At 74.6% G+C, this 21,532-nt stretch carries 18 protein-coding genes; 12 read left to right on the plus strand and 6 right to left on the minus strand.

The window, feature by feature from the left end:
• Window positions 1–98 precede the first annotated feature (98 nt).
• The gene (locus tag ACWC21_RS27620; RefSeq protein ID WP_450885541.1) at window positions 99–953 is read right to left on the minus strand and encodes a Cof-type HAD-IIB family hydrolase; all 855 of its coding nucleotides are present in this window, start codon (window positions 951–953) and stop codon (window positions 99–101) included.
• A gap of 180 nt (window positions 954–1,133) precedes the next feature.
• On the opposite strand from ACWC21_RS27620, the gene ACWC21_RS27625 reads away from it, so the two are divergent.
• Genes ACWC21_RS27625 through ACWC21_RS27635 form a run of 3 tightly spaced genes read left to right on the plus strand, consistent with a single transcriptional unit; the run spans window position 1,134 to window position 4,289 of the window.
• Complete coding sequence (locus ACWC21_RS27625; RefSeq protein WP_450885542.1) at window positions 1,134–2,537, plus strand: glutamine synthetase; 1,404 nt, start codon at window positions 1,134–1,136, stop codon at window positions 2,535–2,537.
• Window positions 2,534–3,712, plus strand: a complete 1,179-nt coding sequence (locus tag ACWC21_RS27630; RefSeq protein WP_450885613.1) for an amidohydrolase family protein — start codon at window positions 2,534–2,536, stop codon at window positions 3,710–3,712. Before ACWC21_RS27625 ends, ACWC21_RS27630 begins: the two co-directional genes overlap by 4 nt.
• A gap of 40 nt (window positions 3,713–3,752) precedes the next feature.
• Window positions 3,753–4,289 (plus strand): NUDIX hydrolase family protein, encoded by a 537-nt coding sequence (locus ACWC21_RS27635; protein ID WP_450885543.1) that lies wholly within the window; start codon window positions 3,753–3,755, stop codon window positions 4,287–4,289.
• Window positions 4,290–4,323: 34 nt separating this feature from the next.
• Here ACWC21_RS27635 and ACWC21_RS27640 read toward each other — a convergent pair whose 3' ends face one another.
• The 5 genes from ACWC21_RS27640 to ACWC21_RS27660 all read right to left on the minus strand — a co-directional run bounded on the left by ACWC21_RS27640 (window position 4,324) and on the right by ACWC21_RS27660 (window position 11,002).
• Complete coding sequence (locus tag ACWC21_RS27640; protein ID WP_450885544.1) at window positions 4,324–6,150, minus strand: ABC transporter ATP-binding protein; 1,827 nt, start codon at window positions 6,148–6,150, stop codon at window positions 4,324–4,326.
• A gap of 71 nt (window positions 6,151–6,221) precedes the next feature.
• Window positions 6,222–7,634 carry a methylaspartate mutase gene (locus ACWC21_RS27645; protein ID WP_450885615.1) on the minus strand — a complete coding sequence of 471 codons (1,413 nt, stop codon included), beginning with the start codon at window positions 7,632–7,634 and terminating at the stop codon, window positions 6,222–6,224.
• A 2-nt stretch (window positions 7,635–7,636) separates the two neighbouring features.
• Window positions 7,637–8,200 carry a cobalamin B12-binding domain-containing protein gene (locus tag ACWC21_RS27650; RefSeq protein ID WP_450885545.1) on the minus strand — a complete coding sequence of 188 codons (564 nt, stop codon included), beginning with the start codon at window positions 8,198–8,200 and terminating at the stop codon, window positions 7,637–7,639.
• Window positions 8,193–9,443: a type III PLP-dependent enzyme gene (locus tag ACWC21_RS27655; protein WP_450885546.1), complete on the minus strand. Its 1,251-nt coding sequence runs from the start codon at window positions 9,441–9,443 to the stop codon at window positions 8,193–8,195. The genes ACWC21_RS27650 and ACWC21_RS27655 overlap by 8 nt, the downstream gene beginning before the upstream one ends.
• The gene (locus ACWC21_RS27660) at window positions 9,440–11,002 is read right to left on the minus strand and encodes a class I adenylate-forming enzyme family protein (RefSeq protein WP_450885617.1); all 1,563 of its coding nucleotides are present in this window, start codon (window positions 11,000–11,002) and stop codon (window positions 9,440–9,442) included. The genes ACWC21_RS27655 and ACWC21_RS27660 overlap by 4 nt, the downstream gene beginning before the upstream one ends.
• 62 nt (window positions 11,003–11,064) lie before the next feature.
• Here ACWC21_RS27660 and ACWC21_RS27665 point away from each other — a divergent pair, with 62 nt between their 5' ends.
• The 9 genes from ACWC21_RS27665 (at window position 11,065) to ACWC21_RS27705 (ending at window position 21,468) form a co-directional block, all read left to right on the plus strand.
• Window positions 11,065–11,190: a hypothetical protein gene (locus ACWC21_RS27665; RefSeq protein WP_450885547.1), complete on the plus strand. Its 126-nt coding sequence runs from the start codon at window positions 11,065–11,067 to the stop codon at window positions 11,188–11,190.
• A gap of 149 nt (window positions 11,191–11,339) precedes the next feature.
• Complete coding sequence (locus tag ACWC21_RS27670; protein ID WP_450885548.1) at window positions 11,340–11,576, plus strand: acyl carrier protein; 237 nt, start codon at window positions 11,340–11,342, stop codon at window positions 11,574–11,576.
• Window positions 11,552–14,815, plus strand: coding sequence for a non-ribosomal peptide synthetase (locus tag ACWC21_RS27675; protein WP_450885549.1), 3,264 nt, complete (start codon window positions 11,552–11,554; stop codon window positions 14,813–14,815). Before ACWC21_RS27670 ends, ACWC21_RS27675 begins: the two co-directional genes overlap by 25 nt.
• Before the next feature lie 3 nt (window positions 14,816–14,818).
• Window positions 14,819–16,360: an amino acid adenylation domain-containing protein gene (locus ACWC21_RS27680; protein WP_450885550.1), complete on the plus strand. Its 1,542-nt coding sequence runs from the start codon at window positions 14,819–14,821 to the stop codon at window positions 16,358–16,360.
• Window positions 16,357–17,139, plus strand: coding sequence for an SDR family NAD(P)-dependent oxidoreductase (locus ACWC21_RS27685; protein ID WP_450885551.1), 783 nt, complete (start codon window positions 16,357–16,359; stop codon window positions 17,137–17,139). Before ACWC21_RS27680 ends, ACWC21_RS27685 begins: the two co-directional genes overlap by 4 nt.
• A 7-nt stretch (window positions 17,140–17,146) precedes the next feature.
• Complete coding sequence (locus ACWC21_RS27690) at window positions 17,147–18,424, plus strand: glutamate-5-semialdehyde dehydrogenase (protein WP_450885552.1); 1,278 nt, start codon at window positions 17,147–17,149, stop codon at window positions 18,422–18,424.
• Between the two features lie 82 nt (window positions 18,425–18,506).
• Window positions 18,507–18,896 (plus strand): acyl carrier protein, encoded by a 390-nt coding sequence (locus tag ACWC21_RS27695; RefSeq protein WP_450885553.1) that lies wholly within the window; start codon window positions 18,507–18,509, stop codon window positions 18,894–18,896.
• Window positions 18,893–20,293 carry a TrpB-like pyridoxal phosphate-dependent enzyme gene (locus ACWC21_RS27700; RefSeq protein ID WP_450885554.1) on the plus strand — a complete coding sequence of 467 codons (1,401 nt, stop codon included), beginning with the start codon at window positions 18,893–18,895 and terminating at the stop codon, window positions 20,291–20,293. Before ACWC21_RS27695 ends, ACWC21_RS27700 begins: the two co-directional genes overlap by 4 nt.
• Window positions 20,290–21,468 (plus strand): acyl carrier protein, encoded by a 1,179-nt coding sequence (locus tag ACWC21_RS27705; RefSeq protein ID WP_450885555.1) that lies wholly within the window; start codon window positions 20,290–20,292, stop codon window positions 21,466–21,468. The genes ACWC21_RS27700 and ACWC21_RS27705 overlap by 4 nt, the downstream gene beginning before the upstream one ends.
• Window positions 21,469–21,532: the final 64 nt, after the last annotated feature.

The following is a 21,532-nucleotide window of genomic DNA, read 5'->3' on the forward strand; positions in this document are numbered from 1 at the left end:
CGGGCACCAGCATCCCAGAGTCGCGCCGGGGTTCACCCGATTCCCCGCGCATCCGGCGGTGTCGTCGACGTTCGGACGCCGAGGGGCCCCGAGGTGTCTCAGATGCCGAGGACGCGGGCGATGGTGCGCAGCACCCCGTTGTCGTTGTTGGACGGGGCGAGGTGGCGGGCCCGGCGGACGACCTCGGGGTGGGCGCCCGCCATGGCGAAGGACCAGTCCGCGGCGTCCAGCATCTCCAGGTCGTTGAGGTAGTCGCCGAACACCATGGTCTGCGCGGGGGTGATGCCCAGCTCCCGCTGGAGACCGCGCAGGGCGGCGCCCTTGTTGGCGGTGGGGTTCATGACGTCGGCCCAGTGCTCGCCGGAGACGACGACCTGGTGGGTGGCGGCGAAGTCCCGCAGCGCGGGCGCGGTGGTCCGCTCGGCGGAGCCGAAGTCGAACAGGGCCACCTTGAGCACCTCGTCGTCGACGGCGGTGAGGTCCTCGACGATCCGGTTCTCCACGTAGTACCTGCGGACCTCGGCGAGGAAGGCCTCGTCGGTCCGCTCCACGTAGGCGGACCGCTTGCCGCAGACCACGGCGCCCACGTCCACGCCGCCGGCCGCCAGCTCCCGTACGGTCCGCGCCAGGGAGGCCACGGCCGGCCCGTGCATCGGGTCCGAGCTGAGCTCGACGCCGTCCCGGACGACGTAGGTGCCGTTCTCCGCTATGAACACCATGCCGTCGGCCACCTCGGCGAACTGCCGGGCCAGGGTGGCGTACTGACGGCCGCTCGCCGGGCTGAAGAGCACACCGCGCCGGCGCAGTTCGGCCAGCATCGGCCACAGTCCGTCCGGGATCCGCTTGTCGTCGTCCAGCAGTGTGCCGTCCATGTCGGTGACGACGAGCCGGATGCCGGCGGGTCCGGCCGGGAGGCCCGGGTCGAGGGGGAGGGACGCGGGGGTGGCGGGCATGTCGTGCTTCCGGTCGGGGTCGGGTGTACGTCGGCCAAGTGTTCCTCATACGGCGTACGGACCCCGAACCGGGCCGTGCCGGGCCCGGCCCGTCCGGCCGTGGTGCCGCGGTTCGGCGGGGTCGCCGTGACACCCTGGCCCCGGCCCACGCAGAGTCCTGCCCGTCGAGGAGGAACGCCGATGACCACCCTTGCCGACCCGGTGCCGGGCGGGCGTCCCGGCGATGTCCAGCGGGCCACCGCGCTCGCCGCCGAACTGACCGGGCGTGGCGTGCACGGCGTCGTGCTGTCCTATGTCGACACCGCGGGCATCGGCCGGGTGAAGACGGTCCCGGCGGCCCGGCTGCCCGCGGCGGCGGCCTGGGGCGTGGGGATGTCCCCGGTGTTCGACACGTTCCTGGCGGACGACTCCGTCGTCACCACCGATGTCCTCGGCTCCCCGGACGGCGACCTGCGCCTGTACCCGGACCTCGACCACCTGGTGGTCCTGGCCGGGCAGCCCGGCTGGGCGTGGGCCCCGGTCGACCGGATCACCCAGGAGGGCGAGCGGCACCCCGGGTGCTCGCGGACGTTCCTCCGCCGGATCGTCACGGAGGCCGCCGGTCGGCACGGCATCGCCTTCCGTGCGGCCGTCGAGGTCGAATGGGCCGTCGGTACCGGCCCGGACACCGACGAGAACTTCGTCCCGGCGGTGTCCGGCCCCGCCTACGGCGCCGTCCGGCAGATCGAGCTGAGCGACTACGGCGCCGACCTGCTGGCGGCCTGCGCCGCGCAGGGCATCGATGTGGAGCAGTTCCATCCCGAGTACGCGGCCGGGCAGTTCGAGCTGTCCGCGGGCGCGCTGGACCCGGTCGCGGCGGCCGACCGGAGCGTGCTGGTCCGGCAGACCGTCCGGGCGGTGGCCCGGCGGCACGGTCTGCGTGTCGCCTTCGCACCGGCCGTGTCCGGCGAGGGCGTCGGCAACGGCGGCCATCTGCACCTGTCCGGCTGGCGCGACGGCCGCAATCTGCACACCTCCGGTCCCGGCCGGTACGGCATGACGGCGGACGCCGAGTCCTTCGCGGCCGGGATCCTCGCGCACCTGCCCGCTCTCACGGCGGTGACCGCGCCCAGCCCGGCCAGCTACCTCCGTCTCAAGCCCTCGCAGTGGGCGGGGGTGTTCACCGTCTGGGGCCGGGAGCGGCGGGAGGCCGCGGTGCGGGTCGTCACCGGTACGGCGGGGCACCGGGAGCAGGCGGCGAACCTGGAGGTCAAACCCGTCGACCTGGCCGCCAACCCCTACCTCGCCCTCGGCTGCGTCATCGCCGCCGGGCTGGACGGCGTGGCGTCGGCGGCGGTCCTGCCCGAGGAGACCACCGGGGACCCGGCACGGTTCGACGCCGAGGAGGCGGCGGCGCGGGGGGTGCGCCGGCTGCCCGCCTCGCTGCCGGAGGCCGTCGCCGAGTTCGGCGGCGACGAGGTGCTGCGGGCGGCGCTCGGCGATGTGCTGGCCGACGCGGTGACCGCGGTACGCCTCGGGGAGGCCGCCGCCGTGGACGGGCTGGACGACGCTCAGGTGGCGGCGGCCTACCGCTGGAGGTACTGACCGTGCCCGGCCCCCCGACCGGACCGGTCCATGAGGCGCTCGCCGCGCTGCCCCTGGTCGACCACCACTGCCACGGCGCCCGCACCGCCGACCTCGGCCACGACGAGTTCGCCGCCCTGCTCACCGAGGGACGGGCCCGGCCCGGAAGCGGCGTCTCCCCCTTCGACACCCCGGCCGGAGTGGCCGTACGCAGGCACTGCGCTCCCCTGCTGGACCTGCCCCGGCACGTGCCCGCCGCCGACTACACCGCCCGGCGGGCGGAGCTGGGCCGGCGCGAGGTCAACCGGCGGTTCCTCAGGGCGGCGGGAGTGGAGGTGTTCTGCGTGGACACCGGGTTCGCCCCGCATCCCGTCACCTCCCCCGCGGAGCTGGCGGCCGCCGCGGGCGGGGCGGCCCACGAGGTGGTGCGGCTGGAAGGCGTGGCGGAGTCGGTGGCCGCGTCGGGCGTGGAGGCGGGCGAGTACGCGGGCGCCTTCCGGTCGGCCGCGCGGCGCGCCGTGCGGCGGCCCGGGGTGGTGGCGGTGAAGTCCGTGGCCGCCTACCGCACCGGCTTGGCGCTGGACCCGGCGCGGCCCGCCGACAACGAGGTGACGGAGGCGGCCCGGCACTGGCTGACGCGAGGAGGACGGCTGACCGACCCGGTGCTCGTGCGCCACCTGCTGTGGACCGCCGTGGACCTCGGTCTGCCGCTGCAGCTGCACACCGGCTTCGGCGATGACGACATCCGGCTGCACCGGGCCGACCCCGCCCTCCTGACGGACTGGCTGCATCTGATCCGGGGCACCATTCCGGTACTGCTGCTGCACTGCTGGCCCTACCAGCGCCAGGCCGCCCATCTGGCGGCCGTCTTCGAGGAGGTGTACCTCGACGTCGGACTCGCCCTCCACCACGCCGGCCCGTCCCGGTCCCGGGCGATCCTGGAGGAGGCCCTCGAGATCACACCGTTCCGCAAACTCCTGTACAGCTCCGACGCGTACGGTGTGGCCGAATTCCACCACCTCGGCGCGCTGTGCTTCCGCCAGGGGCTCGCCGCGCTGCTCCAGGAACGGGTGGACGCCGACGAGCTGAGCCTGCCCGACGCCCTGCGGATCGCCGCCTGGGCGGGCCGGGACAACGCCCGCCGCCTGTACGGACTGCCCGCCGCCGGGTCGCCGCCCGGTCCCGTCTGTGACTGAGGACACGCCGTATCCGATCCCCGGAAAGTATGATCAAGCAATGTCTGACATGACCGAAACCACGCCCGGCTGGCTGACTTCCGACGAGCTGGAGATGGCGCGCGCCCGCATGCCGATCCTCTATGTCGAGGCCGTGCCGGTGCGTGTCGACGACAGCGGCGAAGTCACCAGCATCGGGCTGCTGCTCCGCATAGGGCCGGACGGAACGGTCAGCCGGACCCTGGTCTCCGGCCGTGTCCTGCACCACGAGCGGGTCCGCGACGCCCTGCTGCGGCACCTGGAGAAGGACCTCGGCCCGGTGGCGCTGCCCCGGGTCCCGGCCTCCCTGCAGCCCTTCACGGTGGCCGAGTACTTCCCCACCGCGGGCATCACCCCGTACCACGACCCGCGCCAGCACGCCGTGTCCCTCGCCTACATCGTCCCGGTGGCCGGTGACTGCCGGCCCCGGCAGGACGCGCTGGACCTGGTGTGGTTCAGCCCGCAGGAGGCCGCGTCACCGGCCCTGCAGAGCGAGATGCCGGGCGGGCACGGGGTGCTGCTGAAGCAGGCCCTCGCGCATGTGGGCCACGTGTCCTGACCGGGCGGGCCGCCCCCGGCCGGTGCGGGGCCGGTCAGTCCGGCAGGGCGCCCAGGTCCGCCCGGGCGGCGCTGTCGTCGAGGAAGCCGCCCGACTGGTGCTGCCACAGCCTGGCGTAGGCGCCGTCCGCGGCGAGCAGTTCCTGGTGCGTGCCCTGCTCGACGATCCGTCCGCGGTCGAGGACCACGAGGCGGTCCATGCCGGCGACCGTGCTCAGCCGGTGCGCCACCACGAGTGCCGTCCGGCCCTCCATGAGCCGCCACAGCGCCTCCTGGACGAGGATCTCGCTCTCGGAGTCCAGGGCGCTGGTCGCCTCGTCGAGCAGCAGGACCGGCGCGTCGCGCAGGATCGCCCGGGCGAGCGCGACCCGCTGCCGCTGGCCGCCGGACAGCTTCACACCGCGTTCGCCCACCATGGTGTCGAAGCCGTCCCGCAGCGCGTCGGCGAACTCCGTGACGTGCGCGGCCTCGGCCGCGCGGCGGATCTCGGCGTCGGTGGCGCCCGGCCGGGCGAACGCGATGTTCTCCCGCAGGGTGCGGTGGAACATCGCCGGGTCCTGCGGCACGTAGGAGATCAGGCTGCGCAGGTCCTTCTGGCGGAGCCGGCTGATGTCCTGGCCGCCGATCAGGATCCGGCCGGCGTCGATGTCCGTCATCCTCAGCAGCAGCCTGGTGAGGGTGGTCTTGCCGCCGCCGGACCGGCCGACGAGACCGATCTTCGCCCCGTCGGGCACCGAGAGGTCGAGGCCCTGGAACAGCGGCTCGGCGCCCGCGTGGGCGAAGGTCACCTTCTCGAAGCGGATGTCGGCGGCCTCCGTCAGCAACGGCTGCGGCCGCGGCGGGTCGAGCACGGTCGGCGGTGTCAGCAGCAGTTCGGTGAACTGCGCGGCCTCCGTCATCGAGCTCTCCAGACGGCGGTAGATCTGGTTGAACTCGAACATGATCCGCGTCGCGTTGGTGTAGTACGTGAAGGCGACCACGACCGCCTCCACCCCGTGCTCTCCCCCGCCGAGCCCGACCGCGAGCAGCAGACCCAGCACGTTGGTCAGCACGGACATCGGAGCGACCAGCGTGTCGATGCGCAGGTTGCCGTAGTCCCACGACCTCAGGGTGAGCCGCCGGGACTGAGCGACCCGCAGACGGTGCTCGGCGGCCTCGCGGTCCTCGGCGGCGAAGGCCCGGACCGTGTCCATGTTCATCAGGCTGTCGGAGACGTGGCCCGACACCCGGGCGATCGCCTCCTCGCGCAGGTTCACCAGGGCCTGGCGGCGCCGGACGAGCGGCGCCACGCACACCGCCGTCAGCGTGATCATCGCCAGGAGTCCGACGACGAGCAGCGGTTCGTAGCGCCACAGCACCACGGACCCGAACGCCAGCGGGACGAACCTGCCCACGATGTTGAACGCCATCGTGTCGACGAACTCCTCGAAGCGGACGGCGAAGCTCAGCACCCGCTTGGTCAGCGACCCGGCGAAGTTGTCGTGGAAGAACGCGGCGTCCTTGGCGAACAGCTCGTCCATGCCGACGATGTACAGGTGCTCGATGCCGAGGGCGTCCAGCCGGTTCAGACAGTGCAGGCCGACACGCCACAGGGCCTCGGCGGACAGCAGCACGCCGGCGAAGCCGAGGACGTAGGGCAGCGTCGCGCCGACGGCGGCACCGGAGTCACCGGCGATACGGCCGACGAGCTTGGCGACGACCAGAGGTGCGACGTAGTTGATGCCGATGTTGCCCAGCGCCGGCAGCAGCAGCGCGGGCACCGTGAGCCACCTCAGGCGGCCGAGTTCTCGTCCGTAGTAACGAAGGGCCAGGAGCACGGAGCCCCTGCCCGGCGGCGTCCTGTGTAATTCACGCGGTCCCATGGCACAGCAATGTCCCGCAGCGCCGACCGCCCGGTCCAAGTGTTTTCACCCGAATGCCGCAAGCGCCGTCGTCAGGGCGTGCGTCCGTGTTCGGGGGGTTCTGGGGGTTCGCGGGGTTCGCGGGCGGCGAGCGTGGGCGCCGGGGGGCCGTCGAAGCGGTTGCGGACGTGGGTGAGGTCGGCCAGCAGCCCGGTGGAGGTGAGCCGGGTGCTGCTGCGCGGACGCGCCAGGTGGGCGATGGGCAGATTGCCGGTGGCGGCCCAGCACAGCCGTCCGGACGGATCGAGGTAACTGCGGGTCAGGCCCCGGTTGTCGGGGTGGAGACAGTAGGGGACGTCGAGGTAGCCGCGGCGGAAGGCGTCCAGCAGCGCCCGCGAGAGGTCGGGGTGCAGGTCGAGGACGGCGTGCACGAGGGCGGCGGCCTCCTGGTAGGTGGGACTGTCGGCGAGGTGCGCGAGCGGGGCCGGTGCCGCGGTGCTCGCGGCCCGCGCGGCGGCCGCGGCCGACTCCAGGGCGTCGACGTTCTCCTGGATGGTGGGGATGCGCCGGGACTCGGCGACCGTCTTGACGATGAGGCGCTCCGCTCCCGTGCGCACGGCGAGTTCGGCGGAGTCCGCCAGCAGCCGCCGGGCGCCCCGCTCGGTCTCCGGGAAGACGCCCATGTAGGTGTAGAGGACCACGTGCCAGTCGTCGGTCGGCAGGAGTTCCGCGCACAGCCGGCGCAGCGCCGCGACCGCCTCGGTGTCCTGCTCCGCCGACACCTGCTGGGCGTAGCTGACGGAGAGGCTGCGTACGCCGTGCCGGACGAAGAACAGCGCCTCCAGGACGCTGATCGCCACCAGGAGGCTCGGCGGGCACAGCTGGCCGAGCATGCATCCGCCGAACGTCTCCAGATGGGGCTCCCGGCCCCTCTCGCGCAACGAGGCGAACAGCTCGCAGGCGGTGGCCCACTCGGCGACGGACTCGGCCAGGGGGGTCCGGCCGTAGGGGAGGCAGTAGGAGATCGGGCCGCCCTCGCTGGCGTCCAGGCCGAGCGCGGCCAGCGCCCGGAAGATGCCGACCGGGCGGGCGGAACCGTGCCGGACCTGGACGGGGAAGCGCGGCCCGCGGATGCCGTGCAGCACCTGCGCGGTGGTGGCCGGGGGATGGTTGACGACGGGATAGCCGTTGAGGGGGGTGCCGTCACGCAGGGCGGCATCGGCGGCGTCGAGCCGGCCGACGCGGGTGTGGGCGTCGAGGGTGATGGTGCCGACGGTACGGGCGGCGGCGGCCCGGGTGGCCGACAGACCGGCGCGCATGGCGGCCGGGTCGCTGAAGCCCATCCGGGGCTGCACCACGAGCCGGCCGTTGCCGCCGTGGGCGCGGACGAAGTCCCCGAACCCCCCCGGGGCCGCGGGCTCCCCGGCCCCCGCCCCCGGTCCGAGGCGGGTCGCGGGACGTTCCGGGTGGCGCTCCGGGAGCGCGCCGGGGGCGGGGGCGGGCACTGTCACGCCGGGACACCCATCTGCTCGTCGGCGCGACGCGGCCGCGCGTCGGCCCCGGCCGGGCTCCGGTAGCGGTGCGCGGCGCGGTCCCCGCCGGCGGCGAGCGCGGCGCCGCCCCCGGTGTCCAGGCCGTCGAGGAAACCGCGGAACGCCGTCAGGGTGTCGTAGCCGTCCTCGAAGACGGCGTCGAACCCGGCGGCGAGCAGCCGGTCGGCGTGGGAGGTGGCGCCGCCGTCCACGCCGAGCTTGCCGCCGATGGCGACGGGCAGGTCCGCGGTCAGCCGGTCCGCGCGCAGCGCGCGGATGACCCGCAGCCCGTCCTGGGCGCCGTGCCCGTTGACGCTGCTGATCACCACGGCGGCCGGACGGATCTCCCGGCAGTGGCGGACCAGCAGGTCGTCGGGGACGCACGGGCCCAGGTTGACGACGTCGAAGCCGAGCTCCTCCAGCAGCAGTTGCAGGAACACGAGGTTCCAGGTGTGCGAGTCGGAGGCCACGGTGGTGACGACGACCGTGGCCCTGGCGCGGTCCGGGGTGACGCCCGCGGTCCGGGTCGGGTCAGTCATGCGTGCGCTCCGCTGCGTAGGGGACGCGGGTGCGTTCGATACGGGTGACGGAGACGGTCTCCTCCCCGTCGGTCACCACCTCCACGGGGCTGGGCCGGCCGAGGAACATCAGCAGGCTGGCGGTGGGCCCGTAGGCGCCGGTGTTGGGCACGGCGAGGAGGTCGCCGGGCGCCAGGTCCGCCGGGACGTCGACGCCCCGGCCCAGGACGTCGCCCGGGGTGCACAGCGGGCCGGCCAGGGTGACCTGCCGGCTCTCCTCGTCCACCGGGACCTCGACGGAGACCGGCAGCAGGCGGCCGAGGCCGGACATGCCGCCGAACACGTTGATGCCGGCGTCGCACACGGCGAAGGTGTGACCGCGTCCCGTCTTCACGTTGCTCACGGCGGTGACGAGGTGGCCGCTGTCGCCGACGAGGTAGCGGCCGGACTCGACGGCGATCCGGGGCAGGCCCTGCCGCCAGCCGGGGAAGAACTCGTCCAGGGCGGCGGCGAGTTCGCCGCGCAGCCTGGGGTAGGCGGCCCGCTCGCCGCTGCGGCCGTAGGGCACGGAGAAGCCGCCGCCGATGTCGAGGACGCGCAGCCGCACCCCGAGTTCGTCCTGGATGCGGGCGGCGGTCGAAAGCGTGTGCCGGAACTCCGCCAGGAGGCTCTCCTCGTCGCGGGCGTTGCTCTGCGAGAACAGGTGCAGTCCCTCGACGGACGTGCCGGGTACGGAGGTGAGCGCCGCGGCGGTCTCGGGCAGGGTCTCGCTGTCGATGCCGAACTGGGTGGGTTTGCCGGTCATGCGCACCCCGCTGGCGGCGCTCGCCGTCTCGCTGTTGATGCGCAGCAGGCAGCGGGCGGTGGTGCCGTGGTCGAGTGCGGCGCGGCCGATGTGCTCCAGGTCGGACAGGGACTCGGCGGAGAACAGGCCCACGCCGTCGCGGACGGCGGCGTCGAGTTCGCCCGGGGTCTTGCCGGGACCGGTGTAGAGGATGTCCTCGCCCCGGTAGCCGGCCTCCAGGGCGGTGGCCAGTTCGCCGGTGGAGCTGATCTCCGCCTTGCAGGCGGGCCCGTCGCCGGTGCGCAGGGCGCGGACCAGGTCGGGATGCGGGTTGGCCTTGAAGGCGTAGTAGACCTCCACGCCCTGAGGCAGGTAACCGAAGAGGGCGCGGCGGGCGGCGCGCACCCGGGCCCGGTCGTAGACGTACAGCGGGGTGCCGTAGCGGGCGGCGAGGTCGCGGTGGCGGGGGCGTACGGTCACGGGCGCTCTCCGTCGATCAGGGCGGCCAGGTCCCGCCGGGCGTTCTTGCCGTGCAGGGTGAGCGGGAGCTCGGCCAGGACCCGGCACCGGGCGGGCATCTTCGCGGTCTCCAGACGTTCCATCAGTTCCCGGACGACGGTGCGCTCGTCGAGGTCGCTCTCCACGAAGAGGGTCAGGTCGTGGCGGTCGTCCGGGGGCAACGCGGCGGCGGCCCGCACACCGGGGATGTCGAGGGCCGCGGTCTCGATCTCCACGGTGCTCATGCGGAAGCCCTTGCGCTTGAACATGTCGTCGCGGCGGCCCTGGAAGTAGAGGTAGCCGTCCTCGTCGAGGTGTCCGTAGTCGCCGGTGTGCAGCCGGGTGACGGCCGGGTCGGCGGGGTCGGGGCGGAAGCTGCGCGCCGTGGCCTCGGGGTTGCGCCAGTAGCCGTCCATGACGTGCGGTCCGGTGGTGACGATCTCGCCGGTGACGCCCGGCGGCAGGCATCCGCCGTCGGGGCCGACGATGTGCACCCGGGTGCCGGGCAGGGGGCGCCCGACGCTGAGCGGCCGCTCGTGCTCCTCCTCGGGCGGCATGACGGTGATCCGCTTCGCCTCCGTCTGCCCGTACTGGCGCACCACCCGGGCGCCGGGGAAGAGGGCACGCAGGGCGTCGGCGGTGGCGGTGGGCAGCGCGGCGCCGGTGTTGGTGAACATCCGGACGGGCGGCCGCTGGTCCGGGTGGCGCCGGGCCAGCGAGACGATCATCGACGCGTAGGAAGGGACGAGCGGCACCACGGTCGCACCCGTGTCGTGCATGCGGCGCAGCACGGTGAAGTCCGAGTCGCCGTCGGCGAGGACGATCTCGCAGCGGGCGATGCAGGTCATCAGCACCTTGTAGAGGCCGTAGTCCCAGGACATCGGGAAGCGGCAGAACACGACGTCGTCGGACCGGTAGCCCAGGGCGCGGACCAGGGCCGTGGAGGCGAACACGACGGCGGCGTGCGGGCAGGCCACGGCCTTGGGCGCGGCGGTGCTGCCGGAGGTGTAGATGAGGGTGGCCAGGTCGTCGGCGGAGACCTCCGGTGGCGTCCCGGCCACGGCGGCGGGCTCGGCGAGGGCCGCGGGTTCGGCGAGGGCCGCGGGTTCGGCGAGGGCCGCGGGTTCGGTGAGGGCCGCGGGTTCGGTGAAGAGCGCCGTCTCGGCGAGGACGTCGGCGATGTCGTGGACGGGGGCGTCGGTGAGGGAGCGCAGGCGGGCGACGCCCTCGGTGTCGGTCAGTACCAGGGCGGGGTCGGCGTCGGCGACGACGGACCGCAGGTGGAAGGGTTTCATGGCCGGGTGCACCGGCACGAAGACCGCGCCGCGCCGCGCCGTGGCGTAGAAGAGGGCCGCCAGCGGCCGGCCGGTGGGCAGCTGGAGCAGGACGCGGTCACCGCGGCCCACGCCACGGGCGGCCAGCCAGGCGGCGAACCGGGCTGTCCGGTCGGCGAGTTGAGCGTAGGTCCAGGCGCCGCCGGCGTCCCGTACGGCCGGCTGGTGCGGGGACCGGGCCACGGCCTCGTCCAGGAGGCCGTGCACCGTGGGGCCGCCGGACGCCGGTGGCACGGTGCGTCGTTCGATGAGGTCCTGTGGGGTTGCCAATGCTCCGCTCTCCGTTCTCCGGCCCGGCGGGCCTGTGGGCGGGGACGGGGGCGGGCGCGGCCGGGCTCGTCGCGGGCCGCGGAGCCGCCCCCGGGGTGCTCGGCAAGCTCACCACCGGCGCCTGACGTCTCGCTCACCGTCGGCTACCGGATCACTAGCCGTGCAGGTCGGCGGGGGTGTCCGAACGCCCGGTAGCCGGCGAGGACCGGATCGTTAGGACGGGCTGCTGTGCTGTTCACGAAGCCGGATCCCGCAGAAAGGGCGGTTGCTCCGCATGACGACCACCACAGACGTCCTGGCCTCCATCACCCGCCGGGTCGGGAACCAACCGATGAGCGAGACCAGTGAGCTGACTGCTCTGGGCGTCGACTCACTGCTGCTGCTGCGCATCATCGCCGACCTGGCGGCGGACGAGACCCAGGAGATCGAGCCGCACGACCTGGCGCGGCTCGTCACCGTCGGCGACCTGACGGAGTTCGTCGACCGGTGGAACGGCGGGCCGCGCCGGTGACCGCCCTCGACCTGCGCCAGGAGACGTCCGCCGTGCGCCCCGAGAAGCACGGCGACGCTTTCCCCCTGACCGACGCTCAGCGCAGCCTGCTGTTCGTCCAGGAGGCCGCCGCCCGCAAGGACCTCTACAACAACAGCTTTCGCATCGTCTTCGACCGGGAGCTGGACGCCGACGCACTGCACGCCGCCCTGGAGCGGCTGGTGCTGGTGCAGCCGGCGCTGCGCACCGAGTTCCGCACCGGCCCCGACGGCCCTCAGGCCCGCGTCGCGCGGGCCGTCCCGCTGCCCTGGGAGGCGCTCTCCCACGACGGCGGCACGACGCCGTGGGAGAGCTGGCTGGAGGAGCAGACCGAGCAGTTCGTGCGGCTGCCGCTGGACCTGTCCCGCGCGCCGCTGTGCCGGTTCCGGCTGCTGACGTCCGCGCCCGGCGCGCCCGCCCGGTCGGCCCTGCTGGTGACGGTGCACCACACCGTCAGCGACGGGGTGTCCGTCCGGGTCCTCGTCGACGAGATCTGCGCCGGGTACCGGCTGGCCCTGGGCCGCGCGGCCGCCGACGGGAACGCCGAGGACCCGGCCGCGCTGGCCCGGTCGCGGGAGCGGACGCTGCGCGCGGAGCTGACGGCGCAGTGCGCCGCGGCGCGGGCGGCGGTGACCGCCGGGGAGGCCGACGCGCTCGCCGGGCCGCTGGCCGGCGTGGCCCCCACCACGCTGTACCCGGTGCCCGGCCGGCCGCAGGACACCGCCCACCGGGCGGAGCGGCTGCGGCTCCAGCTGGACCGGCCGGAGCGGGCGCGCGTGGAGCGGGCCGCCCGCGACCTGGGCACCACGCCGTACACGCTGCTGCTGGCCTGCTACGCGCTGCTGCTCGGCGACTACGCCGGCACCGGCGACGTGGTGGTGGGCAGCCCGTTCGCCACCCGGCGCACGGTGGCCTCGCACCAGCTGTGCGGCTTCTTCGTCAATACGCTGCCCATGGCGCTGCCCGCCCGCGACATGCCGTTCGACGCGCACTGCCGCGCGGTGTCGGCGACGGTGCGCGAGACGCGGGCCCGGCAGTCCGTGCCGTTCGACGCCCTGGTGTCGCGGCTGGCCCCGGAGCGTTCGGGCAACCGCAACCCGGTCTTCCAGTGCATGTTCGCCATGCAGGACGAGCTGCGCACCCGGGTGGCGCTGATGCCGTGGATCGAGGGCCGGATCGACATCCTGGAGAACGGCTCGGCCAAGTTCGACCTGTGGCTGGGCGCGACGGCGGTCGAGGACGGCCTGCGGATCGAGCTGGACTACGACCGGGACCTGCTGCCCGCCTCCTACGCGCGGCGCTTCCTGGCCGAGTACCGGGAGCTGCTGCTGCGTGCGGTCGGCACGCCGTCGGCGGGCACCGCGAGCCTGCTGTCCGGGCTGAGCGTGCGGCGCTGCACGAACGCACAGGCGCTGCGGCGGGGCGCCGACGGGAACACCGACGCGCCGGGCGGTCTGCTGGGCCTGGTGCGCGAGGCCGCGCTCCGCCACCCCGGCGCCGTCGCCGTGCGGCAGCCGGACGGGGCGGAGGTCACCTACGCGGAGCTGCTGCGGCGCACCGAGCGGGCCGCCACCGGGCTGGCCGGGCGTGGAGCGGGACGCGGCGACACCGTGGCGGTCGTCCCGGGTGACCTGGTGGAGACCGTGGTGGCGATGCTCGCCGTGCTGTGGCGCGGCGCGGCCTATCTGCCGCTCGACACCTCGCTGCCCGCCGAACGGCTGGCCTACATGATCGAGCAGTCCGGCTGCCGGTTCGTGATCGGCGACCGGGACGCGGTGCCGGACGGGCCGCCGCGCGCCACCCCGGCACGGCTGGAGGCCGAGGCCGGTACGGCGCCGGCGCCTCGGCCGGCGGACGGCTCGGACCCCGTCTACATCATGTTCACCTCCGGCTCCACCGGCCGCCCCAAGGGCGTCCACATGGGCCAGGGCCCCCTGGTGAACCTGCTGCACTGGCAGCTGCGCGAACTGCGGATGGACACGCGGAGCCGGTTCCTGCAGTACGCGCCGCTCGGCTTCGACGTCTCCTACCAGGAGATCTTCCCGACGCTCGCCTGCGGCGGCACGGTGGTCGGGCTCGGCGCCGTGGACCGCAGGGACCTGACGGCCGTGGCCCGCCTCGCCGAGCGGGAGGAACTCACCCACGTCTATCTGCCGGTCGCGGTGGCCGGGGCGTTCGCCGGCGCGGTCGAGGAGGCGGGGCTGAGCCTGCCCACCGTGCGGTACGTCTGTGTCTCCGGTGAGCAGCTCAACCTGGACGAGCGGCTGCGCCGGCTGCTGGCCCGGGACACCGGACGCGAACTGGTCAACCTGTACGGGCCGACCGAGACGACCGCGGTCACCTGGCACGTACTGCGCGGCGACGACCTGCCCGCGCACGACCACGTCCCCGTGGGCCGTCCGGTGCCCGGCGTGGACGCCCACCTGCTCACGCCGGACGGCCGCGACGTGCCGCCGGGCGCGGTGGGCGAGCTGTACCTGGGCGGGGTGTGCCCCGCCGTCGGCTACATCAACGACGCCGAGCGCACCGCGGCGGCCTTCCTGCCCGCGCCGGACGCGCCGCCCGGCTCCACCGCGCGGGTCTACCGCACCGGTGACCTGGCCCTGCTCGCGGAGGACGGCTCGCTGGTCTTCCTCGGCCGCCGCGACGCGCAGGTCAAGGTGCGCGGTCACCGGGTCGAGCTGGGCGAGCTGGAGTCCGCCGCCGAGCGCCTGCCCGAGGTGGGCGAGGCCGTGGCCGCGGTGCTGGGCAGCGGCGAACAGGCCGCCCTGTGCCTGTTCGTGCGCCCGGCCGGCGGGGCCGCGCCCGAGGAGCCGGCCCTCCGCTCCCATCTGGAGCGGATCCTGCCCTCCTACATGCTGCCGCGGCACGTGCGGCTGATCGACGCGGTGCCGCTGACCCCGAACGGCAAGGTCGACCGCACGGCCCTGACGACCGCGCTGCAGGCGGGCCGGCTGCGCACCGCCGAGCCCGCCGGGGCGGCGGCCGGGTGGGAGCCGACCGGGTCCGAGCGCATGATCCGCGACCTGTGGGCGACGCTGCTCGGCAGCGCGCCGAGCGGCCCCGACGAGTCGTTCTTCGCCCTGGGCGGCAACTCCTTCGACGTGCTGAAGCTGATCGCGGCGCTGCGCGAGAGGACCGGCCGGCCCCCGACGATCGGCGACTTCTTCCGTCGGCCGACCGTCCGCGCGCTCGCCGCCCACGTGGACGGGGGTGTGTGAGCGATGGCCGACAGGACGGACCTGCCGACGACCCTGGACCTGATCGAGGAACGGGTCCGGCGCACCCCGGACCGTACGGCGGTGATCTGCGGTGACGCCCGGGTCGACTACCGCGGGCTGTGGGACGGCGCACGGGCCGTGGCGCTGGCGCTGGCCGCCCGGGGGCCGGTCCGCGGCGCCGTGGTGGGGGTGCTGGGCCCCGGCGACGAGCGGTTCATGACCGCCGTCCTCGGCTGCTGGCTGGCCGGGGCGTCGTGGACGCCGCTGGACCCGGCGTGGCCCGAGGAGCGTCGGCGGCATGTGCTGGCGGACACCGGCGCACCGCTGGTCCTCGCCACCGGCGGGGCCGGGGTCCCGGCCCGGCTGCACGGGGTGCCGGTCCTCCGGGTCGCCGAGGCGGTCTCGGACGCCGCGCCGGACGACGTCCCGCTGCCCGGCCGTCCCGGCGCCGGCGACCAGGCGTACGTGATCTACACCTCCGGCTCGACGGGCACCCCGAAGGGCGTGTGCGTGGACCACGGACCGCTGGCGGCGCACCTGGCGGGCGCGGTGGAGGCGTACGGCCTCGCCGAGGACGACGTGCTGCTGTCCTTCTCGGCGCCCGCCTTCGACGCCACCGTCATGGAGATGTGGGCGGGCCTGGTGGCCGGCGGGACCGTGCTGCTGCGCGGTGCGGCACTGTGGACGGGCCCGCAGCTCTTCTCCCGGGTGCGCGAGCACCGGGTCACCTACGTGGGATGCACCACCGCCTACTTCGAGACCTTCTTCGGCGAGGAGCTGACGGCGCGGGACGTCGAGCTGCTGAGCGGACTGCGCGCCGTGTTCTTCGGCGGGGAGGCGCCCAGCGCGGCGGTGCTGCGGCGGTGGACGTCCGGCCCGCTGGCCCATGTGCCGCTGTGCAACGGCTACGGCCCCACCGAGGCGGTGATCGCGGCCACCCGGTACTGGATCCGGGAGGGCTGGGACGGCGGTGACCAGGTGCCCATCGGCACCTGCGTGCCGGGCCACGAGGCCGTGGTGCTGGACGCCGGGGGCCGCGAGGTGCCGCCGGGTGCCAGTGGCGAGCTGTACCTCGGCGGGGTGTGCGTGGCGCGCGGCTATCTGAACCGCCCGGACCTGACGGCGCAGCGGTTCGTGACGCTCCCGGGACGCGAGGGCGTGTACTACCGCACCGGCGACCTGGTCTCCCGGGCCGGCGCGGACCTGGTGTTCCTGGGGCGCGTCGACCGGCAGGTGAAGATCCGCGGCTTCCGGATCGAACCCGAGGAGATCGAGGTGGTGCTGCGCGGCCTGCCGCGGGTGCGCGGCGCGGTGGTCGGCGTCGGCCGGGGCCCCGGCGGCCGGGACCGGCTGGAGGCGTACGTCGTACCGGAGGACACCACCGTGCCGGCGGACGTGTTCACCGACCGGGTGCGCCGCGCGCTGCGCGACCGGTTGCCCGGCTACATGGTCCCCGAACTGATCCGGGTCCTCGACGAGTTGCCGCTCGGCGCGACCGGCAAGGTCGACCGCGCCCGGGTGCTGGCGGGGACGGGGGAGGCATGAGCACCGCCACCGAGCCGGCCCCGGCCCCCGGCGGCGTCACCGCCGGCTCCCTGGCCGTGGTCAGCGGCGGCACCCGGGGCATCGGGCGGGCCCTGGCCGAGCGCCTGGCCCGGCGCGGCCACCGGGTCGTCGCACTGTACGTCGCCGACGAGGCGGCCGCCCGTGCCACCGAGGCCGCCCTCGGTCCCGCCGTCCGGGCCGTCCGCGCCGACGTCACCGACCCGGACGCGGTGCGCGCCGCCGTGGCGCAGGCGGTGGAGCGGTACGGTCCGCCGCGGGTCGTGGTCAACAACGCGGGCGTCAACATCGACAAGCCCTTCCTGGACAGCACCCCCGCCGAGTGGCACACGGTGATCGGCACCAGCCTCTTCGGCGCCCTGAACCTCACCCACGCGTGCGCACCGCACATGCTGGACGGGGCCGGCGGCAACGTCGTCAACATCGGCGCGACGACCGGTCTGCGTCCCCGCACCGACGGTGCCGCCTACTGCGCCGCGAAGGCGGCCCTGCTGCACCTCACCAAGTGCCTGGCGCTGGAGCTGGCGCCGGCGATCCGGGTCAACTGCCTCATTCCCGGCTTCACCTGGACCGACGAGGTCGTCACCAGGTTCCGCCTGGACGACGACGCGGCACGCGAAGCCGTGCTGCGCCACATCCCGCAAGGACGAATCGCCTCCACCGCCGAGATCGCCGACGCCCTGGAGTTCCTCGTGGACTCCCGCAGTTCGTACGTCACCGGGCAGAAGCTGATCGTCGACGGCGGCCAATTCATGTGGTAGGGAAATCATGATCGAAGAAGTCGCCCGCGCGGCCCGTGCGGCCTGTGTGCAGGCGCCCGCCGTCGGGGATCCGGCCTATCAGGAGTACTGCCTGCGGCTGGCGGACCAGTTGCGCACCCGCTGGTCCCGCATCCGCAAGGCCAACGAGGAGGACGTCGCCGCCGCCGAGGCCCGCGGTCTGCCGCCCACGCTGGTGGACCGGCTCCGGCTCGGCGACACCCATCTGGAGGTGCTGACCCGGCTGGCCGGACACGTGCACGAGGCGCTGCCGCAGGTCACCGCCCCCGGCCCCGAGAGCCCGGTCGGCACCTGGGGCAGCCGCCGCCAGGTGCGCAAGCCGCTCGGCGTGGTCCTCATGGTGTACGAGGCCCGGCCCACGGCCACGATCGAGGGCGCCCTGCTGTGCGTCGCCACCGGCAACGCCGTGCTGCTGCGCGGCGGCAAGGAGATCGCGGCGACCAACGCCGAACTGGGCGAGGCGATCCGCGCCGCCTGCGCGCAGGCCGGGCTGCCCGAGGAGCTCGCCACGGTGCTGGACGACCCGGACCGCTCCCGGCTGCGCTGGCTGCTGGGCCGGCCGGACGTCGTGGACGTCCTGGTGCCCCGGGGCGGGCCGTCGCTCGTCGACTACTGCCGCACCGCGGGCAGGTTGCCGGTCATCGCCAGCGGCGGCGGGGTCAACCACCTGTTCGTGCACGCCAGCGCCGACCTGCCGCTGGCCGCGTCGATCGCCCTCAACAGCAAGATGACCGAGCCGACCGCCTGCAACGCCCTGGAGCTGGTGCTGGTCGACCGCGCGGTGGCCGGCGACTTCGCGGCGCACCTGCGCGAGGCGGCCCGGCGCTGGCCGGGGCCGGTGACGCTGCGCACGGACCCTTCGCTGCCGTCCCTGCCCGACCCGGAGGGCGCGGCGGCCGACGGTCTGCGCGAAGAGCCGCTGGCCGACCACGACTTCGGCCGTGAGGTGCTCGAGCCGGCGATCGGTGTCCACGTCGTCGACGACCTGGACGCGGCGGTGGCCCATGTGCGCCGCCACGGCTCGGGGCACACCGAGGGCATCGTCGCCACCGACGAGGCTGCGGTGGCGGCCTACACCGGCGCGGTGGACGCCGCCGCGCTGATCGTCAACGGCTCCCTGCGTCTGCACGACGGCCCGACCATGGGCCTGGGCCCCGAACTGTCCATCTCCACCGGCCGGCTGCACGTGCGCGGTCCGGTCGCCCTCGGCTCCCTGCTGACCACCCAGTGGGTGGTGCAGGCCCGGGGCGCGCTGCGCACCACCTGACGGCCCGCCCCGCCCACCCGGCACCCCCTCCCCTCATCCAGCCGGCCCGCGCACCGCCCGGGCCGAGAAGGGCGCACCCCTGATGTCCAGCGAACCGACTGTGTCCGTCGTACCGTCCACGTCCTCGGCGTCCTCGGCGTCCTCGGCGTCCCCGGCGTCCCCGGTGTCCCCGGCGTCCTGCGCGCCGGAGCGCGACCGCATCGCCGCCGCCGTGCGGCGCCTGGTCGTCACCGAGTCCCGGCTGTCCGTGGACCCCGCCACGATCGCCGAGGAGGAGCCCCTCAACGGCGCCCTGCTGAAGGTCAACTCCCTGGGTTTCCTGGGCATGCTGATCCGTCTGGAGGACGACCTGGGGCTCGCCCTGCCCGACGACCTGTTCGTGGGCCGCAGCTTCGCCACCGTGCGTGACCTGATCGACCTGGTGAACACAGCCGCCACAGCCGCCACGACCCCCGCCGTGAGTGCCCGATGAGCGCGCCCGTCGCCGAGCGCACCGCCGCGGCCCCGGCCGTGCCCGCCACCGGGGTGCCGGGCAGCTGGCGCAGCGTCCTGCCGCACCTGACCACCGAACTGCCCGCCGACCTGCCGCCGGAGAACCCGGCGCCCGGCTCCGGCATCCACATCAACCTGCCGATGGAGCTGATGCGGCAGAGCCTCCAGCCCCGGGAGTTCTGGGACATCCCGCGGGAGGTCGCCGAGGCGTACCGCTCGTTCCGCCCCACCCCGCTGTGGCGGGCCCGCGGCTTCGAGCGGGCGATCGGCGCCCGCGTCCCGGTCTGGGTCAAGTACGAGGGCGGCAACATCTCCGGCAGCCACAAGCTCAACACGGCGCTGGCCCAGGCGTACTACTACAAGCGGGCCGGGGTGACCGAGCTGGTGACCGGCACCGGCGCCGGCCAGTGGGGCACGGCGATGGCCGCGGCCTGCGCGATGTTCGGCCTGCGCTGCACCGTCTTCATGGTCGGCTCCAGCCTGGCCAAGAAGCCCTACCGGGGCGTGCTGATGCGAATGCTGGGGGCACGGGTGCACGCCAGCCCGAGCACCCTGACCGAGGTGGCCGCGGCCGACGACGGCAGCCAGGGCAACAGCCTCTCCCTCGCCATCGGCGAGGCCGTCGAGTACGCCCAGACCCACGACGGCGCCGCGTTCTGCATCGGCAGCGGCGAGACGTACAGCATCCTGCACCAGTCGGTCATCGGCCTGGAGAGCGAGGAGCAGCTCGCCGCCGCCGGCACCTCGGTGGACGCGGTGGTGGGCGCGGTCGGCGCCGGCTCCAACTTCGGCGGCATCGCCCTGCCGTTCCTCGCCTCCGCCCGTGCGTCCGGCGCCGAGCCGCCGCGCCTGGTGGCGGCCGAGTCCGCCGCCTCGCCCAAGCTCAGCCAGGGGGTGTACGCGTACGACAAGACCGACGCGACGGGCACCGGCCCGCGCGAGGCGATGTACACCATAGGCAGCGACTACCGCATTCCTGACTCCCACTCCGGCGGGCTGCGCTACCACGGCGCCGCCAAACTCGTCTCGGCGCTGCGGCACTCCGGGGACGTGGAGGCGGTGGCCGTCGGGCAGGTGGAAGCCCTGGAGGCGGGGCGCCGGTTCACGCTCTCGGAGGCGGTGCTGCCCGCCCCCGAGTCGGGACACGCGCTCGCCGTGGCGGCCCGGCTCGCAGCCGGAGAGGAGGCCCGCGACCTCCCCGACGGCGTGCTGGTCTGCCTGAGCGGACACGGCTACCTCGACCTCGGCGCCTACCAGCAGCTGCTGGCCGGCGAACTGGCGGACAGCGCGCCCGACCCCGCGGGACTGCGGGACGCGGTGCGCGGCCTGGCCCGCATCGAGGACGGACCGCGGACGGCAGCGGGAGGCCCGGCATGACCACGGCCCTCCCCCACGACGCCACGGCGGCGGCCGGGCCGCGCCCGTTGCCGGCACCCCAGGTGCGGGCCCCGCTGCTCGACTGCCTCCAGGCCAACCTGGCCGTCCTCGCCGACCGTCACCACGGCCCGGACACCCATCTGCGCCTGGGCGCCGTCCTGCGCTTCGCCCCGGCTCCGCACGGACCCGGCGGCCTGCCGACCGTCGAGCCCACGGTCGCCGGCCAGCTCGCCGCCGCCGAGGAACTGCTCGGCCTGACCGTCGACGAACAAGGGACCCGGCCGCCGGGCACGGCCCCGGACGGGGCGGCGGATCCCGCGTACGTCGTCGCGGACGCCTTCCACCTGCCGTGGGTGCCCTACCACGGGCACAAACACGTCGAGCACAGCTTCCTCGTCGAACCCGGCGCGGACGGCGTGACGGTGACCGACGCCTACCACAACGACACCGAGTGGGGCCCGGCCCGCCCGTTGCGCCAGGTCTACGCGCCGGGTCGACTGGACGCCCTGCTCGCTGAGCTGCCGGCGGACACCGTCACCGTGCGGCTGTCCGCCCGGCCGCCGGGGCCCGCTCCGACGCCGGTGCACGAGCCCGCCGACGACACGGCGGTCGACGCCTATCTGCGGGCCTACGCCGGTCACGAGGACCGCGTCCTCGCCCTGGAGCGGTTCACCCTGGAGACCTGGCTGCTGGCCCGTGCCCGGCACCTGCACGCGGCGTACGCCGCCCACCTGGCGGACGGTGCGCAGGACGAGGCGGTGCGCGCACACCTGGCGCAGTGGGACGGCGTGGTCGAGCACACCTACCTCGCCTACCGCCGGGTGGCACGCGGCCGGGCGGAACCGGCCGGCCTGTTCGAGCGGGCCGGCGAGGCCCTGCGCGCGGACGCCGAGGTGTTCGGCGGGCGGCGGCCGAAGGACCTCGAGGACGAGGTGCGCGCCGTCGTCGCGGCGGTGCTGCACGTGTCCGAGGACGCCCTGGCCGTCAGGACCGGCGGTTTCGACGGAGACCTCAGCAGGCTCCCGGAGTTCGGTTCGATGCGCATGGTCGAGGTCGTGGAACGGCTGGAGCAGCGCTTCGCCGTCGAGTTCGCCCCCGAGGACCTGATGCCGGAGAACCTGCACCGCGTGGCCGATCTGTGCGCGCTGATCCGACGGTCACCCGCCGCCCGCTGACCCCCTCCTGCCCGCCCGCTCCTTTCCTTCCTCCTCGACCCCCAGAAAGCCTCCTCGCCCCCCC

This window comes from Streptomyces sp. NPDC001348, assembly GCF_053597535.1.

Coding starts and splice junctions, on each gene's coding strand:
- ACWC21_RS27620 (WP_450885541.1), bottom strand. CDS start 953: ATGCCCGCCACCCCCGCGTCCCTCCCCCTCGACCCGGGCCTCCCGGCC.
- ACWC21_RS27685 (WP_450885551.1), top strand. CDS start 16,357: ATGAGCACCGCCACCGAGCCGGCCCCGGCCCCCGGCGGCGTCACCGCC.
- ACWC21_RS27680 (WP_450885550.1), top strand. CDS start 14,819: ATGGCCGACAGGACGGACCTGCCGACGACCCTGGACCTGATCGAGGAA.
- ACWC21_RS27705 (WP_450885555.1), top strand. CDS start 20,290: ATGACCACGGCCCTCCCCCACGACGCCACGGCGGCGGCCGGGCCGCGC.
- ACWC21_RS27665 (WP_450885547.1), top strand. CDS start 11,065: ATGCTCCGCTCTCCGTTCTCCGGCCCGGCGGGCCTGTGGGCGGGGACG.
- ACWC21_RS27700 (WP_450885554.1), top strand. CDS start 18,893: ATGAGCGCGCCCGTCGCCGAGCGCACCGCCGCGGCCCCGGCCGTGCCC.
- ACWC21_RS27640 (WP_450885544.1), bottom strand. CDS start 6,150: ATGGGACCGCGTGAATTACACAGGACGCCGCCGGGCAGGGGCTCCGTG.
- ACWC21_RS27690 (WP_450885552.1), top strand. CDS start 17,147: ATGATCGAAGAAGTCGCCCGCGCGGCCCGTGCGGCCTGTGTGCAGGCG.
- ACWC21_RS27635 (WP_450885543.1), top strand. CDS start 3,753: ATGTCTGACATGACCGAAACCACGCCCGGCTGGCTGACTTCCGACGAG.
- ACWC21_RS27695 (WP_450885553.1), top strand. CDS start 18,507: ATGTCCAGCGAACCGACTGTGTCCGTCGTACCGTCCACGTCCTCGGCG.
- ACWC21_RS27670 (WP_450885548.1), top strand. CDS start 11,340: ATGACGACCACCACAGACGTCCTGGCCTCCATCACCCGCCGGGTCGGG.
- ACWC21_RS27650 (WP_450885545.1), bottom strand. CDS start 8,200: ATGACTGACCCGACCCGGACCGCGGGCGTCACCCCGGACCGCGCCAGG.
- ACWC21_RS27625 (WP_450885542.1), top strand. CDS start 1,134: ATGACCACCCTTGCCGACCCGGTGCCGGGCGGGCGTCCCGGCGATGTC.